Annotated in this window: 13 protein-coding genes; 5 read left to right on the plus strand and 8 right to left on the minus strand. The window is 74.2% G+C overall.

Annotated features, from left to right (window positions below; all coding sequences use genetic code 11):
• Window positions 1-201: 201 nt before the first annotated feature.
• A complete protein-coding gene (locus IE98_RS0101845) occupies window positions 202-2,139 on the plus strand; it encodes an anthranilate synthase family protein (protein WP_030262908.1) in 1,938 nt (645 codons plus the stop codon).
• 110 nt (window positions 2,140-2,249) lie between these two features.
• Here IE98_RS0101845 and IE98_RS0101850 read toward each other — a convergent pair whose 3' ends face one another.
• The 3 genes from IE98_RS0101850 to IE98_RS0101860 all read right to left on the minus strand — a co-directional run bounded on the left by IE98_RS0101850 (window position 2,250) and on the right by IE98_RS0101860 (window position 5,037).
• Window positions 2,250-2,921, minus strand: coding sequence for a response regulator (locus tag IE98_RS0101850; RefSeq protein WP_030262911.1), 672 nt, complete (start codon window positions 2,919-2,921; stop codon window positions 2,250-2,252).
• Entirely contained in the window at window positions 2,921-4,036 is a 1,116-nt protein-coding gene (gene macS / locus IE98_RS0101855; RefSeq protein WP_030262915.1) for a MacS family sensor histidine kinase, read from the minus strand. The genes IE98_RS0101850 and macS overlap by 1 nt, the downstream gene beginning before the upstream one ends.
• 143 nt (window positions 4,037-4,179) lie before the next feature.
• A complete protein-coding gene (locus tag IE98_RS0101860; RefSeq protein WP_030262918.1) occupies window positions 4,180-5,037 on the minus strand; it encodes a lysophospholipid acyltransferase family protein in 858 nt (285 codons plus the stop codon).
• Between the two features lie 289 nt (window positions 5,038-5,326).
• Between IE98_RS0101860 and IE98_RS0101865 the strand changes: the two genes are divergently transcribed.
• The 3 genes from IE98_RS0101865 (at window position 5,327) to IE98_RS44165 (ending at window position 7,751) form a co-directional block, all read left to right on the plus strand.
• Window positions 5,327-6,130: an alpha/beta hydrolase gene (locus IE98_RS0101865; protein WP_043173197.1), complete on the plus strand. Its 804-nt coding sequence runs from the start codon at window positions 5,327-5,329 to the stop codon at window positions 6,128-6,130.
• A 10-nt stretch (window positions 6,131-6,140) separates the two neighbouring features.
• Window positions 6,141-6,755 (plus strand): hypothetical protein, encoded by a 615-nt coding sequence (locus tag IE98_RS0101870; RefSeq protein ID WP_052389998.1) that lies wholly within the window; start codon window positions 6,141-6,143, stop codon window positions 6,753-6,755.
• Between the two features lie 63 nt (window positions 6,756-6,818).
• Window positions 6,819-7,751: a DUF4352 domain-containing protein gene (locus tag IE98_RS44165; RefSeq protein ID WP_052389999.1), complete on the plus strand. Its 933-nt coding sequence runs from the start codon at window positions 6,819-6,821 to the stop codon at window positions 7,749-7,751.
• A 48-nt stretch (window positions 7,752-7,799) separates the two neighbouring features.
• On the opposite strand, the gene IE98_RS0101885 is transcribed toward IE98_RS44165, so the two are convergent.
• From IE98_RS0101885 to IE98_RS0101905, 5 genes are all read right to left on the minus strand, one after another.
• Complete coding sequence (locus IE98_RS0101885; RefSeq protein WP_052390022.1) at window positions 7,800-8,600, minus strand: endonuclease/exonuclease/phosphatase family protein; 801 nt, start codon at window positions 8,598-8,600, stop codon at window positions 7,800-7,802.
• A 67-nt stretch (window positions 8,601-8,667) separates the two neighbouring features.
• A complete protein-coding gene (locus IE98_RS0101890; protein ID WP_030262931.1) occupies window positions 8,668-9,609 on the minus strand; it encodes an ROK family glucokinase in 942 nt (313 codons plus the stop codon).
• A gap of 196 nt (window positions 9,610-9,805) precedes the next feature.
• Window positions 9,806-10,093, minus strand: a complete 288-nt coding sequence (locus tag IE98_RS52465; protein WP_043173199.1) for a DUF5304 family protein — start codon at window positions 10,091-10,093, stop codon at window positions 9,806-9,808.
• Between the two features lie 395 nt (window positions 10,094-10,488).
• A complete protein-coding gene (locus IE98_RS0101900; RefSeq protein ID WP_030262936.1) occupies window positions 10,489-11,658 on the minus strand; it encodes an ArsA family ATPase in 1,170 nt (389 codons plus the stop codon).
• Window positions 11,659-11,664: 6 nt separating this feature from the next.
• Entirely contained in the window at window positions 11,665-12,099 is a 435-nt protein-coding gene (locus tag IE98_RS0101905) for an SRPBCC family protein (protein ID WP_030262938.1), read from the minus strand.
• A 386-nt stretch (window positions 12,100-12,485) separates the two neighbouring features.
• Between IE98_RS0101905 and IE98_RS0101910 the strand changes: the two genes are divergently transcribed.
• Window positions 12,486-14,279, plus strand: a complete 1,794-nt coding sequence (locus IE98_RS0101910; protein WP_030262941.1) for an AMP-dependent synthetase/ligase — start codon at window positions 12,486-12,488, stop codon at window positions 14,277-14,279.
• Window positions 14,280-14,299: the final 20 nt, after the last annotated feature.

Genomic DNA, 14,299 nt, shown 5'->3' on the forward strand with positions numbered 1-14,299 from the left:
TCCGCTACGCTCGTCCCCGTGACCGCATCGCACACCTTCTCCTGGTGGTGGGCCAGCCCGATGGGCGGCCCACAGCTCGCGCGTCCCTAAGACGACACGACGGCCGCCCCTCGGGGCGGCCGTCTGCGTGTTCCGAAGGAGCAGGCGGCCCTCCCGCGAAGAGCGACCGACCCGCCCGCCTCCCGGAAGGAACGCCGCACCGTGACCCGCCCTGCCGACCTGGTCGCCCGTCTCACCGCGCCCGGCGCCCCCGCGTTCGCCCTGCTGCACCGCCGCGCCCCCCGGCTCGCCCCGGACACCGTCGAGGTGCTGATCGGCACCGTCGGCGTCCACGACACTCTCGCCGACCTGCCGGTGCCGGACGGCGTGCCCGCCGGCGGCCCCCGGCACGACCTGCTCGCCCTCGTCCCGTACCGGCAGATCCGCGAGCGCGGCTTCGAGGCCCACGACGACGGCACCCCGCTGCAGGCGCTCGCCGTCGAGGAGCAGTACGCCCTCGCCCTCGACGAGCTGCTGCCCGCCCTGCCGCAGCGCCCCGTCCGGCTCACCGGCGGCGGCTTCGACATCACCGACGAGGAGTACGCGGAGATCGTCCGCCGCGTCATCGAGGACGAGATCGGCCGCGGCGAGGGCGCCAACTTCGTCGTCCGCCGGGACTTCCACGGCCGGCTGGAGGGCTTCGACACCGCCCTGGCGCTCACCCTCTTCCGGCGGCTGCTGGAGCAGGAGCGGGGTGCCTACTGGACCTTCCTGGTGCACACCGGCGAGCGGATCGTCGTCGGGGCCTCGCCGGAGGTGCACGTGCGGCAGTCCGGCGGCACCGTCGTGATGAACCCGATCTCCGGCACCTACCGCCACCCGGCCGGCGGCCCCACCCTCGACTCGCTGCTGGAGTTCCTGCACGACCCCAAGGAGCTGGAGGAGCTCACCATGGTGGTCGACGAGGAACTCAAGATGATGTGCACCGTCGGCGACCTCGGCGGCCAGGTCCTCGGCCCCCGCCTGAAGGAGATGGCCCACCTCGCGCACACCGAGTACGAGCTGCGCGGGCGCACCTCGCTGGACGTCCGCGAGGTGCTGAAGGAGACCATGTTCGCGGCGACCGTCACCGGCAGCCCGGTGCAGAACGCCACCCGGGTCATCCACCGCTACGAGGCCACCGGCCGCGGCTACTACTCCGGCGCACTCGCCCTGATCGGCCGCTCCGCCAGCGGCGGCCAGCAGCTCGACTCCCCCATCTGCATCCGCACCGCCGACATCGACCCCGCCACCGGCGAGCTGGTCGTACGGGTCGGCGCCACCCTCGTCCGGCACTCCGACCCGCACTCCGAGGTCGCCGAGACCCACGCCAAGGCCGCCGGGGTGCTCACCGCGATCGGCGCCCGCCCCGCCCCACCGAAGCCCGCCGGCCGCGGCGCCGGACCGCGCCTCGCCGACGACCACCGGGTCCAGGCCGCCCTCGACGCCCGCCGGGCCGGCCTCGCCCCGTTCTGGCTGCGGATGCAGCAGGGCACCGAGCCCGTCGAGGGCCTGGACACCCTGGTCGTCGACGGCGAGGACACCTTCACCTCGATGCTCGCCCACCTGCTGTCCTCGCTCGGCCACCGGGTCACCGTGCTGCGCTACGACACCCCCGGCCTGCCCGAGCGGGTCGCCGCCCACACCGGAGCACTGGTGCTCGGCCCCGGCCCCGGCGACCCGGCCGACCCCGCCGACCCCAAGATGGCCGTGCTCCGCCCGATCGTCGCCGACGCGCTGGCCGCCGTCCGCGCCGGCACCCGCACCGCACCGCTGCTCGCCGTCTGCCTCAGCCACCAGCTGCTCTCCGCCGAACTCGGCCTGCCGCTGCGCCGCAAGGCCGTCCCCTACCAGGGCGCCCAGGAGACCGTCGACCTCTTCGGCACCCGCCGCACCGTCGGCTTCTACAACACCTTCACCGCCCGCTGCGACGACGCCGCCGCCGAACGGCTCGCCGCCGAGGGCATCGAGGTCGCCCGCGACCCGCTCACCGACGACGTCCACGCCCTCCGCGGCCCCGGCTTCGCCGCCCTCCAGTTCCACCCCGAGTCCGTCCTCACCCGCGAGGGCGTCGACATCGTCGCCGGACTCCTCCGCACCGCGTCCCCCGTCGCCGGCTGAGCGCCCGCACCCGCACCGCCCGGCCCCCGGAGCACACCGTCCGGGCCGGGCGGCGCACGTGCGGCAGACTTCCCGTGGACGGGCACCACCCAGGGGCGCGTGGGGGTGCGCTAGCCCTGGCTCAGTTCGTCGTCCAGGCCCTGCTCGATCGCGTAGCGGACGAGTTCGACGCGGTTGTGCAGTTGCAGCTTGCCGAGGGTGTTCTGGACGTGGTTCTGCACGGTGCGGTGCGACAGCACCAGCCGGTCGGCGATCTGGCGGTAGGACAGGCCCTTGGCCACCAGCCGCAGTACCTCGGTCTCCCGGGTGGTCAGCTGCGGCGCCGCGGGGGACGCGGCCGGGGCGGGCTCGGTGGCCAGCCGGCGGAACTCGCCGAGGACGAGCCCGGCCAGGCCCGGGGTGAAGACCGGGTCGCCGAGCGCGGTACGGCGGACGGCGTCGATCAGCTCGTCCCGGCCCGCGGACTTCACCAGGTAGCCGGTGGCGCCGGACTTGACCGCCTCCAGGACGTCGGCGTGCTCGCCGCTCGCGGAGAGCACCAGCACCCGGGCGCTCGGGTCGTGGGTGACGATCCGGCGGCAGACCTCGACGCCGGGCAGAGCGGGCAGGTTGAGGTCGAGGACGACGACCTGCGGCACGGTGGCCAGGGCGCGGCGCACCGCCTCCTCCCCGTCGCCCGCGGTGGCGACGACGGCGAACCCGGCGTCGGCGAGGTCCCGGGAGACGGCGTCCCGCCACATCGGGTGGTCGTCGACGACCATGACCCGAACCTGATCCGACATCACTGCCCCTTCCTGGGCACCCGCATCTCGACCTCGGTGCCCTCGCCGGGTACCGAGTACAGCTCGGCCGTGCCGCCGAGGTCGCGCAGCCGCCCGCGGATCGACTGCGAGACGCCGAGGCGTCCGGCCTCCTCCGCCTCGCCGAGCCGCCCGGCGGCGAAGCCCGCGCCGTCGTCGCGGACGGAGACGGTGACGGCGTCCGGCTCGTCCTCGACGAGGATCCACGCCCGGGCGTCCTCGCCCGCGTGGCGGCGGACGTTGTCCAGGGCCGCGCCCACCGCGGCGGCGAGTTCGCCGGCGGCGTGCGCGGGCAGCAGCACGGGGGTGCCGGGGGCGGAGAGGGTGACCCGCTCGCCGGTGTGCGGGGCGATCAGCTGCCGGAGGTCCTGCTCGGCGGGCGGCGGCTCGCCGGAGGCCTGGGCGGGCAGCGGTCCGCCGGTCATCAGCGCCCGCAGCGCGCGTTCCTGCTCGCCGGCCAGCCGGCCGAGGTCGCCGATGTCCCCCTCGCGGCGCTGGACGAGGGCGAGCACCTGGAGGACGCCGTCGTGGATGTCCCGGGAGAGCCGCTCGCGTTCGCGGGTGGCGGCCTCGACCTGGAGCGCGCGGGTGAGCACGGCCTCGCTGGCGCGGGCGAGCTCGATGACGTAGCCGATGGCGCAGCCGGCCACCATCAGCAGCACGATGTTGTGGATGTTGTCCGGGGTGATGCCGCCGTGGCCGAGGATGTTGGCGAGGCCGACGACGGTGGCGGCGAACGCGGCGGGCTTCCAGCCGCCCTTGCCCGCGAAGCCGAGCACGCTGCCGGCCGCCCAGATGGTGGGCAGGGTCGGGGCGCCGCCGTGGATGCGGGCCGGCTGGTCGATGATCCCGCTCATCACGATGCCGGTGACGGCGAACGCGAGGTCGGTGCCGAGCACGTACCAGGTGCAGCGCTGCGGACCGGCGAAGGCCCGGGCGCTGGCGAGCGTCCACAGGGTGAGCGCGCCGAGGTAGATCCAGCCGGAGACCGGGTGGAGGAAGTCGTGGAAGGAGTTGAGGTAGCGCAGGATCGCGTAGGCCAGGGCGAGCACCCGGAAGTAGCCGATCGCCCGCCACAGCGGCATCTCGACGGACATGCCGCCCACGGTCAGCGCGCCCGACCGCTGCACCGCTGCCGCGACCGGGCCGGCCGCCCGGGTCGCGAGCCCGGCTCTGTGGTCCTCCGCCATCCGTCGTCCCCCCGACCCCTCGTCCCCAGGCCCCAGGCCCCAGACGCGCCCTACTCGGGCTTGTCCTGCTGCTCCTGCTGTTCCTGCTCCAGCCGCGCGGCCTCGTCCTCGGCGGCCTTCTCGGCCTCGTCCTTGGCCGCCTTCTCGGCTTCCTCCTTGGCGGCCTTCTCGGCCTCCTTCTCGGCGGCCTTCTCCGCCTTCTGCGCGGCCCGGCGCTCGGCGTCGGCGCGCTTCTTGTCCTCGGTGATCTGGCGCTTGGCGGCGGTGGCGTAGATGTCCACGTACTCCTGGCCGGAGAGCCGCATGATCTCGTACATCACCTCGTCGGTGACGGAGCGGAGGATGAAGCGGTCGTTCTCCATGCCGTGGTAGCGGGAGAAGTCGAGCGGGCGGCCGATCCGGATGCCGGGGCGGATCCCGAAGTTGGGGACGACCTGGCCGGGGGGCTGCACCTTCTCGGTGTCGATCATGGCGACCGGGATGACCGGGGCGCCGGTCTGCAGCGCGACCCGGGCGAGACCGCCGACCTTGCCGCGGTACAGCTTGCCGTCGGGCGAACGGGTGCCCTCGGGGTAGACGCCGAACAGCTCGCCGCGCTCCAGGACGGCGACGGCGCTGCGGATCGCCGCCTCGCCGGCGCCGCGCGCCCCGGACCGGTCGACCGGCAGCTGGCCGACGCCCTTGAAGAAGGCGGCGGTCAGCTTGCCCTTGAGGCCGGGGGTGTTGAAGTACTCGGCCTTGGCGATGAAGGTGATCCGGCGCTTGATCAGCGCGGGGAAGAAGAAGGAGTCCGAGAAGGACAGGTGGTTGCTCGCGATGATCGCGGGACCCTCGTCGGGGATGTTCTCCGCGCCCTCGAGCCACGGCCGGAAGAAGATCCGCAGCAACGGCGCGACGATCATCTTCATCAGTCGGTAGAACAACCCGGGCCTCCTGTTGTACGGACCGGTCGATCCTAATGCCCACAGCCGCGCGCGTGTGCACCGGCAGGCCCGTGATGCGGCGGCTGCGGCCCCTGTACGGGCCGCCGCGGCCGTGGGACGATGCCGCTCCGGGTACCCGCGGGTAGCCGCCGCTCCCCCGGGCCCGTCCGGTGCCCGCGATCCCGTCCCGTGCGCCGGGGATCCCGCCCGGAACCGGTCCGGGACCCCGTCCCGGATCCCGCCAGGGACCCGTCCGAGCGAAGGAGCTCCGAGGATGCCGCTGCTGCCCGGCGCAGAACCGTTTCACCACAAGGGCGGGCCGGTCGGCGTGCTCCTCGTCCACGGCTTCACCGGCTCGCCGCGGTCCATGCGGCCGTGGGCCGACCACCTGGCCGCCGCGGGCCTGACCGTCGCGCTGCCGCTGCTGCCCGGCCACGGCACCCGCTGGCAGGACATGCAGCAGACCCGCTGGGAGGACTGGTACGCCGAGGTCGACCGCGAGCTCCGGGCCCTGCTGGACGGCTGCGAGCAGGTCTTCGTCTGCGCCCTCTCCATGGGCGGCGCCCTCGCGCTGCGGCTCGCCGCGCAGCACGGCGACGCGATCTCCGGCGTCGTCCTGGTCAACCCGTCGGTCCGCTCGGACAACCCGGCCACCGTCCTGCTGCCCGCCCTGCGGCACCTCGTCCCCAGCCTGCCCGGCATCGCCGACGACATCGCCCTGGAGGGCGTCTCCGAGTACGGCTACGACCGCACGCCGCTGCACGCGGCCTGGTCGCTCTCCCGCCTCTGGCGCACCGTCCAGGCCGAACTGCCCGCCGTCCGGCAGCCCGTGCTGCTGCTGCGCAGTCCCCAGGACCACGTGGTCTCCCCGGCCAACTCGGAACTGGTGCTCGCCCGGATATCCTCGACGGACGTGACGGAAAAACTGTGCGAGCGCAGTTACCACGTCGCCACGCTGGACCACGACGCCGGAATGATCTTCGAGGAGAGCCTCGGGTTCGTCCGCCGGCTGGCACCGGCGGCGAAGACCGATGCGAAGACCGATGCGACGACCGATGCCGAGCACCACCTGGGCTGAAGGGCCGGTAGTGAACGAGACCAGCAAGGCGGGCGGCGGCGAGGAGCTGCCCGAGGACGGCACCGCGAAGCCCGGACAGGACCAGGAGACCACCGCCGGTTCCGAACCGCCCGCCCGGCGGCCCGCGGCCGGCAGCCAGGCCGAACAGGACGCGATCTTCGCCGCCCTGGTCGCGCAGTTCGACGACCCCGTCGACCTGACCAACCCCGAGTGGCCGGAGATCGAGAACCTCCGCGCCCAGGAGTCCCCGGCCGCGGACTCCTTCGACGAGTTCGCGCCCCGCCCCCGGCCGCGGCCGAGACCGACCACCCCCGAGCAGGTGGCCGGGCCGGTGTCCGGCCCGCGCGACTACGGCCTCCGGGAGGACCCGGACGAGGGCCACTTCGTCCCGCCGGAGCCCCCGCCGCTGCCCAAGGCCGACACCACCGCCAAGTTCGCCTGGATCGCCGTGCTCGGCGGCCCGGCCCTGCTGCTCATCGACACCCTGGTCTGGCACGAGGTGGCCGGCTGGCCCGCGTGGGTCGGCGTCACCGCCTTCCTCGGCGGCTTCGTCACCCTCGTCGCCCGGATGAAGGACAAGGACGACGACGAGCCGGAGGACCCGATGGGCGGCGCCGTCGTCTGACCGTCCGCCCCCGTGCCGCGGCCGTCGCCCGCCCGTAGCCTGGGAGGGCGGGAGGCGACGGCCATGGCACGGATCGGCACCCTGGCGGGAACGGCGGTACTGGCGGCGGCACTGGCCGCGGGCTGCAGCAGCCACTCGGTGGTGACGGCTCCGGCGAGCAGTCCGACGAGCGGCACGGGCTCCGGTTCCACCGGCTTACCCCGGTCGGCGCAGGTCGGGGACACCCTCGAACTGGCCGGCAACGAGAAGGGCGCCCGGATCGCCGTGACGGTGACGGCGGTGGCCGACCCGGCGACGGGCGCCGACGCCATCTCCACGCCGGGCGCCGGCGAACGGCTGGTCGCCGTGCAGTTCCGGCTCCACAACATCGGCTCGGCGGTGTACTCCGACGCCCCGGCCAACAGCGCCACCGTGATCGACGAGCAGGGGCAGGGCTTCAACACCTCGGTGACCACCGAGGTCACCGCCGGGCCGGGATTCCCCGCCGGGGTGCACGTCGCCCCCGGCGACACCGCGCTCGGCTACCTCGCCTTCGAGGTCCCGGCGGGCTCCCGTCTCGCCAAGGCCCAGTTCACCCTGAATTCCGGCTTCGCGGACCAGACCGGCCAGTGGGCGCTGCCCGCCGCCACCGCGGCCCCCACCGCGACCGCCACGGCCGCGCGGACCACGACCGTCACCGCGACGGCCACCGCCACCGCCGGCCCCCGGACGGCCGCCGCCGCACCGCGCCAGGCCGTGGAGGACTACTACGCCGCGATCAACGCCCGTGACTACGCCCGCGCCTGGGCCCTCGGCGGCCGCAACCTCGCGCCGAGCTACGGGCAGTTCGTCAACGGCTTCACCGGCACCGCGGCCGACACCGTGACCGTCACCGCCGTCAACGGCGACACCGTCTCCGTCCTCCTGGACGCCCTGCAGACCGACGGCACCCACCACCACTACGCCGGCACCTACACCGTCCGCAACGGCATCATCGTCGCCGCCTCGATCCACTGACCGCTTGCCCCACACCCCCGCCGATCCCACGCCCCCTGCTCCCCCGCCTCAGCCCCCCGCGGGGATCCGCACCACCGCCACCACCGGCAGATGATCCGTCGCCACCACCAGATCCGCCGCCGACACCCCCGCCAACCCCTGCGGCACCCCGCACGCCAGCACCTCCACACCGGGCGTGGCGAAGATCGCGTCGATCCGCTGGTGGGGGTCGGCCGGGACGGAGGTGAAGGTGCCGCCCCAGGGGGCGACGGTGTGGGCGTCCTGGTACGCGGCGGCCATCCGGCGCCAGCCCGGGCCGTCGGGGTGCTCGTTGAAGTCGCCTGCGACGATGCCGTGCTCGTCCGGGTCGAACTGGTCCGGGAGCAGCGCGAACTGGCGGAGCCGTTCGGCCGGGTCGAGGGAGAGGTGGCAGCTGGTCACCGCGAACGGGGCCGAACGGCCCACCCGTAGCAGGGCGGTGGCGAATCCGCGGGCGTGCAGGCCGCGGGTCTTGGGCAGCAGCCGGTCGCGGACGGCGAGGACCTCGACCCGCAGCTTCCCGAGCAGCAGCGGTCCGGCGGCGATCCGGCCGCCGCCGGAGAGGACGACGGTTCCGGTGCGGTGGGCGAGCCGGGCGGCCTGCTTCCGGGGCCGCCAGTACCGCGGGGACTCCTGGATGCAGACCACGTCCGGATCGCAGGCGCGGATCACCCGGACGAGGGCGTCCCGGTCGTCCCGCAGCGAGCGGACGTTGTAGCTGAGGATGCGGACCCGCTCGGCGCCGTCGGGTTCGGCGCCGGAGGCGGGCAGGGCGGCCGGCCCGGTCGGCGGCACGGGTCCGGGGGCTGCGGACGGCTGCTCGGCAGGCATGCCGGCCATGCTAACGGCGAGGCCGGGGCGGCTGCCCCAACCTCGCCGTCGGAGATCGGACGATCCGTCAGACGCGCGCCAGGTCGGCGGCGCCGGCGATGCCGGCCGCGGAACCCATCGTCGCGAGCAGGACCTCGGCGCGCGGGCGGTGCACGCCACCGGTCAGGTAGGTCTCGAAGGCCGCGGCGACCGGGTCGAGCAGCAGGCTGCCCGAGTCGGAGACGCCGCCGCCGAGCACGAAGACGCCCGGGTCGAACAGCGCGGCGAGGTCGGCCATGCCGCGGCCGAGCCAGTCGGCGAGCTCCGAGTAGCACTCCAGGGCGAGCGGGTCGCCCTCGGCCGCGGCCTCGGTGATGTGGATGCCGCGAATGGTCTCGGCGACGAAGTCGTTGAGCTCCAGCATCCGCTTGCCGGCGATCGGGTCGGCGGCGGCCTTCTCGCGGCCGTAGCGGCGCAGCGCACGGCCGGAGCCGTACTGCTCCCAGCAGCCCTTGCCGCCGCAGCCGCAGGCCAGGCCGTCGGGGACCATGTTGAGGTGGCCGATCTCGCCGGCGACGCCGAAGCGGCCGCGGTGCATCCGGCCGTCGAGGACGATGCCGCCGCCGATGCCGGTGCCGACGGTGATCAGGACCATGTCCTCGTAGCCGGCCGCGGCGCCGAAGCGGAACTCGGCCCAGGCGGCGCAGTTCGCGTCGTTCTCGACGACGGTCTCCAGGCCGGTGAGCTCCTCGATGCGCTGCTTGAGCGGCTCGTTCTCCCAGTCGATGTTGGGAGCGAAGATCACCGTGGAGCGGTCGCGGTCCACGAAGCCGGGGGCGCCGACACCGACGGCCGCGACCTCCGGGTACTCCTCCTTGAGCTCGCGCACGGCCTGCGCGATCGCGTCGACCGCCCACTGGGGGTCGGCCGGGGTGGGCACCCGGGTACGCGCAAGGATTTCGCCGGTCTCGTCGACCACGCCGGCCGCGATCTTCGTCCCGCCGACGTCGACGCCGATGGTCAGAGCCATGTGTCCCTCAGCTATTCACTCGTTCCCGCTGAGCGGAACGGTACCCGCTGAGCGGTGCTCCCGTACACACCGAGGCCTACATTAACCGAAGCCAATTTCCGGATTGCCGGGTCAGCTGCGTTCAGAAGTCGTAGACTTCGCGGCTTTGAGTGATGCGTGAAGGCGCCACAGTCACCTCGTCTGACCTGCGGCTTCACTACTTGTCGGAGGCCCCGTCGAGGTCGATGTGCTCGGCCTCGGCGTGTCCGGCACCGGCCCAGCGCTGTTCATGACCTGAGACGGCTGCGCGGTACGCGGCGAGCAGTTCGCCGCCCGCGGCGGCGAGATGTCCGTACACCTCGGGGTTCTGCTCGCGCAGCCTGGTGCCGTACTCCTGGGCCTTGCCGCCGAGGGCGAGGGCGAACCTCCGGACCTCGTCGACCAGCGGCCCGAACTCCGCGCCGAGGCCCTGCCCGGCCGTGCCGTCCGCCTTCTCGTCCGCCATCCGGCGACCTCCTCCGTGCGTCCTCGGCGCGGCATCGCGGTGACGCAGGGGCGTCGCCGGTGCGCTGCCGAGCCGTCCGGCCGGGACCGGCCGGGCTCCAGACGCTACCGGACGGCGTATCGAAGGCCGCCCGGCGCACCGGACGCGCGCCGGGCGCACACGCCCATCACACACGCCCCTTCCCTGCACCGGCCGACCGGCGCGCGGCAGGGCCGCCCGCAACCATCGGGGCCGCCACGTGCGCCAGTGCGTGCCATGGGGGCGAGCGGCGCCCGCCACGGGCCGGGGCTTGTCCGCCACGGGCCGGGGCTTGTCCGCCACGGGCGAGGAGGGCCAGTCGCGGGCGAGACGGGGTCCGCCCCGGGCGAGGAGGGCAAGTCGCGGGCGAGGCGGGGTCAGCCGCGGGCCGGCCAGAGCGCGGGGTCCGGCGCGAACCGCACCGACAGCACGCCGTCGTGCAGCCCTGCGCCGCTCACCGTGCACCGCCGCAGGGCGGAGGGCAGCGGGAGCAGCCGGCGGTGGCCGCCGGTGCCCACGACCAGTTCGTCCCCGCGGCGCACCAGCTCCAGTCCGGACCGGTCGGCGCCGGGCAGGGCGAGGTGCCAGACCAGCAGTCCTTCCGCGGCGAGCCGGTCCTCGACCCACGGCTCGGGGGCCTCGCCGGGTTCGGGCACGCCGGCGGCGTACAGCTGGTCGGCGATGTCCTCCAGGGCGACCTCGGGCCATCCGGCGGTGAGCAGCGGCACGGCGCCGAGGCTGGCGGCGAGCTCGGCCAGGCGTTCCTGCTGGCGGGCGGCGCGGGCGGCCAGCCAGGGGTCGGGCGAGGCGGTGGCCGCGGACGGCAGCACCCGGTGGGCGACGACCGCGTCCAGGCGACGGCCGTACAGGGCGAGGGCGGCGCGGATCCGGCGCAGCTCTCCGTTGCCGTGGGCGTCGGCGTCCACGACCAGGCGGACGGAGGTGCCGGGCGCCTCGATCACGGCGCGGGCCTCGGCGAGGGCGGCGCAGGCGGCCGTCCGGGCCTCGAACAGCCAGTCGGCGGGCATCGGCACCCCGGCGAGCGCGGCCAGCAGCGGGCGCAGCGCGCGGGCGGCCTGGCGCTGCTCGGGCAGCAGCCGGTCGAGGTAGCGGACGAGTTGCTCGGGCAGTGCCAGGGTGGCGAGCAGGTCGGCCGGGGGCGGGGCGGCGACCACGACGGTCTCGGCGTCGGCGGAGCGCAGCGCGCGGAGCAGGGCGAGCTGCCGGGTGCCGGGCAGCGGGGTGAGCTCCTCGGGGTCGAGCGGCTCGGCCCCGAGCAGGTCGAGGGCCGGCGCGAGCCGGGCGCCGAAGCCGTCGAGGGCGCTGCGCAGGGCGGCCTGCTCGTCGATCCGGGCGACCGCGAGCCGGTCCGCGCAGGGTGCGGGCTCCGCGGTGAGGCGGGTGTCCAGCAGGTCGTCGAGGGCGCGGTGCGGGTCGTCGGCGGCCAGCAGCAGGGTGCGCCGGCCGGCGCGGGCGCTGTGCAGGGCGGTGGCGGCGGCGACGACGGCCGAGCCCTCGCCGGTGACGAGGACGGTGCGGGGTGACACCCGGCGTCAGCCCTCGACGCGCTTCTTCAGGCCGGCCAGGGCCCGGTCGATGATGACCTTCTCCGCCTTGCGCTTGATCATGCCGAGCATCGGGATCTTGACGTCGACGGCGAGCTGGTAGGTGACCTCGGTGCCGCCGCCCTTGACCGCGGCGAGGCTGTAGGAGCCGTCGAGGGCCCGCAGCATCTGGCTCTTCACCAGCGTCCAGCGGACCTCGCGGTCGCCGTCCCAGGTGTAGGCGAGGACGTGCTCGTCGCGGATCGCGCCGGCGTCGAGCACCAGGCGCACCTCCGAACCGCGGCCGTCCGCGGCGGTGTTCAGCACCTCGATCTCCTTGACCTCGCCCGTCCACTCCGGGTAGGCCGCGAAGTCGGCGATCGCGGCCATGACCTCGGCCGGGGTCGCGTCGATGATGATGCTCGACCTGGTGTGCTCCGCCATCACGGCCCTCCGCGTCTCTTCAGATGTGCGCCCAGGGCAGGCTATCGCGCCCGCGGGTGCGCGCCGGGCGCCGCCCTGGGCATCGGGGCTCGCGAGGGGTTCGCGAACGGCTCCCGGCGGGCCCGCGGCACCGGGCGGACGCACCCGCGCGGGGTGGGTCCGGGGCCGGTGCGGAGCCGGTGCGGAGCCGGTCGGCGGGGCCTGTGCGGGGGCACCGGGGGCTACCGACACGTCGGGCATCGGCTGTCGTAAGGTGCGAGACGAAACATCCCCACCCGTTCTGCGCGGTGTGACTCTTCGAACAACGGAGCCGACAGCTCTGGTCGAATCCGGCTACCGAGCAGTAACGTCCTGCCGTCCCGCAGCGTCGCAGACGAGGAGCAGTCTTGCTCGAGTTCAGCCTTCCGGCCCGCTACCAGGTACCGAGCGGCGGAAACCTCTCCGACCTGATCCACCAGAACGCCGAGCTGCACCCCGGCGTCGCCGTGATCAGCCGGAAGGTGGCCGGGCAGTGGCAGGACCTGACGGCGGCCCAGTTCCTCTCCGAGGTCCACGCGGTGGCCAAGGGGCTGATCGCCTCCGGCGTCGAGCCGGGCGACCGGGTCGCGGTGATGTCCCGCACCCGTTACGAGTGGACGCTGCTCGACTTCGCGATCTGGTGCGCGGGCGCGATCACCGTGCCGGTGTACGAGTCCTCCTCCGCCGAGCAGGTGCAGTGGATCCTCGGCGACTCCGGTGCCGTCGCGGTGGTCACCGAGACCGCCGGCCACGCCGCCGTCCTCGCGGAGGTCCGGGACCGCCTGCCGCAGCTCCGGCACGCCTGGCAGATCGAGGACGGCGCGGTCGCCGCCCTCACCGCGGCGGGCGCCGACGTCACCGACGCGACGGTCGCCGAGCGCCGGGCCGTCCCGGACGCCGACACCATCGCCACCATCGTCTACACCTCGGGCACCACCGGCCGCCCCAAGGGCTGCCAGCTGACCCACCGCAACTTCCTGGCGGAGCTGGGCAACGTCACCGCCCGCCTGGAGCCGCTCTTCCGCACCGGCGAGAGCTCCGTCCTGCTGTTCCTGCCGCTGGCCCACGTGCTCGGCCGGATCGCCGAGATCGCGGCGGCCATCGCGCCGATCAAGATCGGCCACGTCTCCGACATCAAGGACGTCACCGCCGAACTCGGCTCCTTCCGGCCGACCCTGATCCTCGGTGTGCCGCGCGTCTTCGAGAAGGTCTTCAACACCGCCCGCGCCAAGGCCCAGGCCGACGGCAAGGGCAAGATCTTCGACAAGGCCGCCGACACCGCCATCGCGTACAGCCGCGCGCTGGACGCCGGCGGCGCCGGGCTCGGCCTGAGAATCAAGCACTTCGTCTTCGACAAGCTGGTGTACGCCAAGCTGCGGGCCGCCCTCGGCGGACGGGCCACCCACGCCATCTCCGGCGGCGCCCCGCTCGGCGAGCGGCTCGGCCACTTCTACCGCGGCATCGGCTTCACCGTCCTGGAGGGCTACGGCCTGACCGAGACCTGTGCGGCCACCGCCTTCAACCCGCACGACAAGCCGAAGATCGGCACCGTCGGCCAGCCGCTGCCCGGCTCCGCGGTGAAGATCGCCGAGGACGGCGAGGTGCTGCTCAAGGGCCCGCAGGTCTTCACCGGGTACTGGAACAACCCGGAGGCCACCGCGGAGGCCCTGCAGGACGGCTGGTTCGCCACCGGCGACATCGGTTCGCTGGACGACGAGGGCTACCTCACCATCACCGGCCGCAAGAAGGAGATCATCGTCACCGCGGGCGGCAAGAACGTGGCGCCGGCCGTGATCGAGGACCGGATCCGGGCGCACGCCCTGATCGGTGAGGTCATGGTGGTCGGCGACCGCAAGCCCTTCGTGGCCTGCCTGATCACCCTCGACCCGGACTTCTTCGACAAGTGGAAGGAGCTCAACGGCAAGCCGGCCGGGGCCGGCCTCGCCGACCTCGCCGAGGACGCCGACCTGCTCGCCGCCGTGCAGTCCGCCGTGGACGACGGCAACCAGGCCGTCTCGCACGCCGAGGCCGTGAAGAAGTTCCGCCTGCTCGACACCTCCTTCACCGAGGAGAGCGGCCACCTCACCCCCTCCCTCAAGCTGAAGCGCAACGTCGTCCTCAAGGACTTCGCCGCCGACGTCGAGGCCATCTACCAGCGCTGAAGCGGGTGACCGCGAGGGGC

The sequence above is a fragment of the Streptomyces sp. NRRL B-24484 genome (assembly GCF_000717715.1).
GTDB lineage: Bacteria > Actinomycetota > Actinomycetes > Streptomycetales > Streptomycetaceae > Kitasatospora.

Bases quoted from the DNA above. Each gene is read 5' to 3' on its own strand.
- IE98_RS0101905 (WP_030262938.1), bottom strand. From the start codon at position 12,099: ATGGCGGAGCACACCAGGTCGAGCATCATCATCGACGCGACCCCGGCC.
- IE98_RS0101885 (WP_052390022.1), bottom strand. From the start codon at position 8,600: ATGCCTGCCGAGCAGCCGTCCGCAGCCCCCGGACCCGTGCCGCCGACC.
- IE98_RS0101860 (WP_030262918.1), bottom strand. From the start codon at position 5,037: ATGAAGATGATCGTCGCGCCGTTGCTGCGGATCTTCTTCCGGCCGTGG.
- IE98_RS0101890 (WP_030262931.1), bottom strand. From the start codon at position 9,609: ATGGCTCTGACCATCGGCGTCGACGTCGGCGGGACGAAGATCGCGGCC.
- IE98_RS52465 (WP_043173199.1), bottom strand. From the start codon at position 10,093: ATGGCGGACGAGAAGGCGGACGGCACGGCCGGGCAGGGCCTCGGCGCG.
- macS (WP_030262915.1), bottom strand. From the start codon at position 4,036: ATGTCCGTCGAGATGCCGCTGTGGCGGGCGATCGGCTACTTCCGGGTG.
- IE98_RS44165 (WP_052389999.1), top strand. From the start codon at position 6,819: ATGGCACGGATCGGCACCCTGGCGGGAACGGCGGTACTGGCGGCGGCA.
- IE98_RS0101865 (WP_043173197.1), top strand. From the start codon at position 5,327: ATGCCGCTGCTGCCCGGCGCAGAACCGTTTCACCACAAGGGCGGGCCG.
- IE98_RS0101850 (WP_030262911.1), bottom strand. From the start codon at position 2,921: ATGTCGGATCAGGTTCGGGTCATGGTCGTCGACGACCACCCGATGTGG.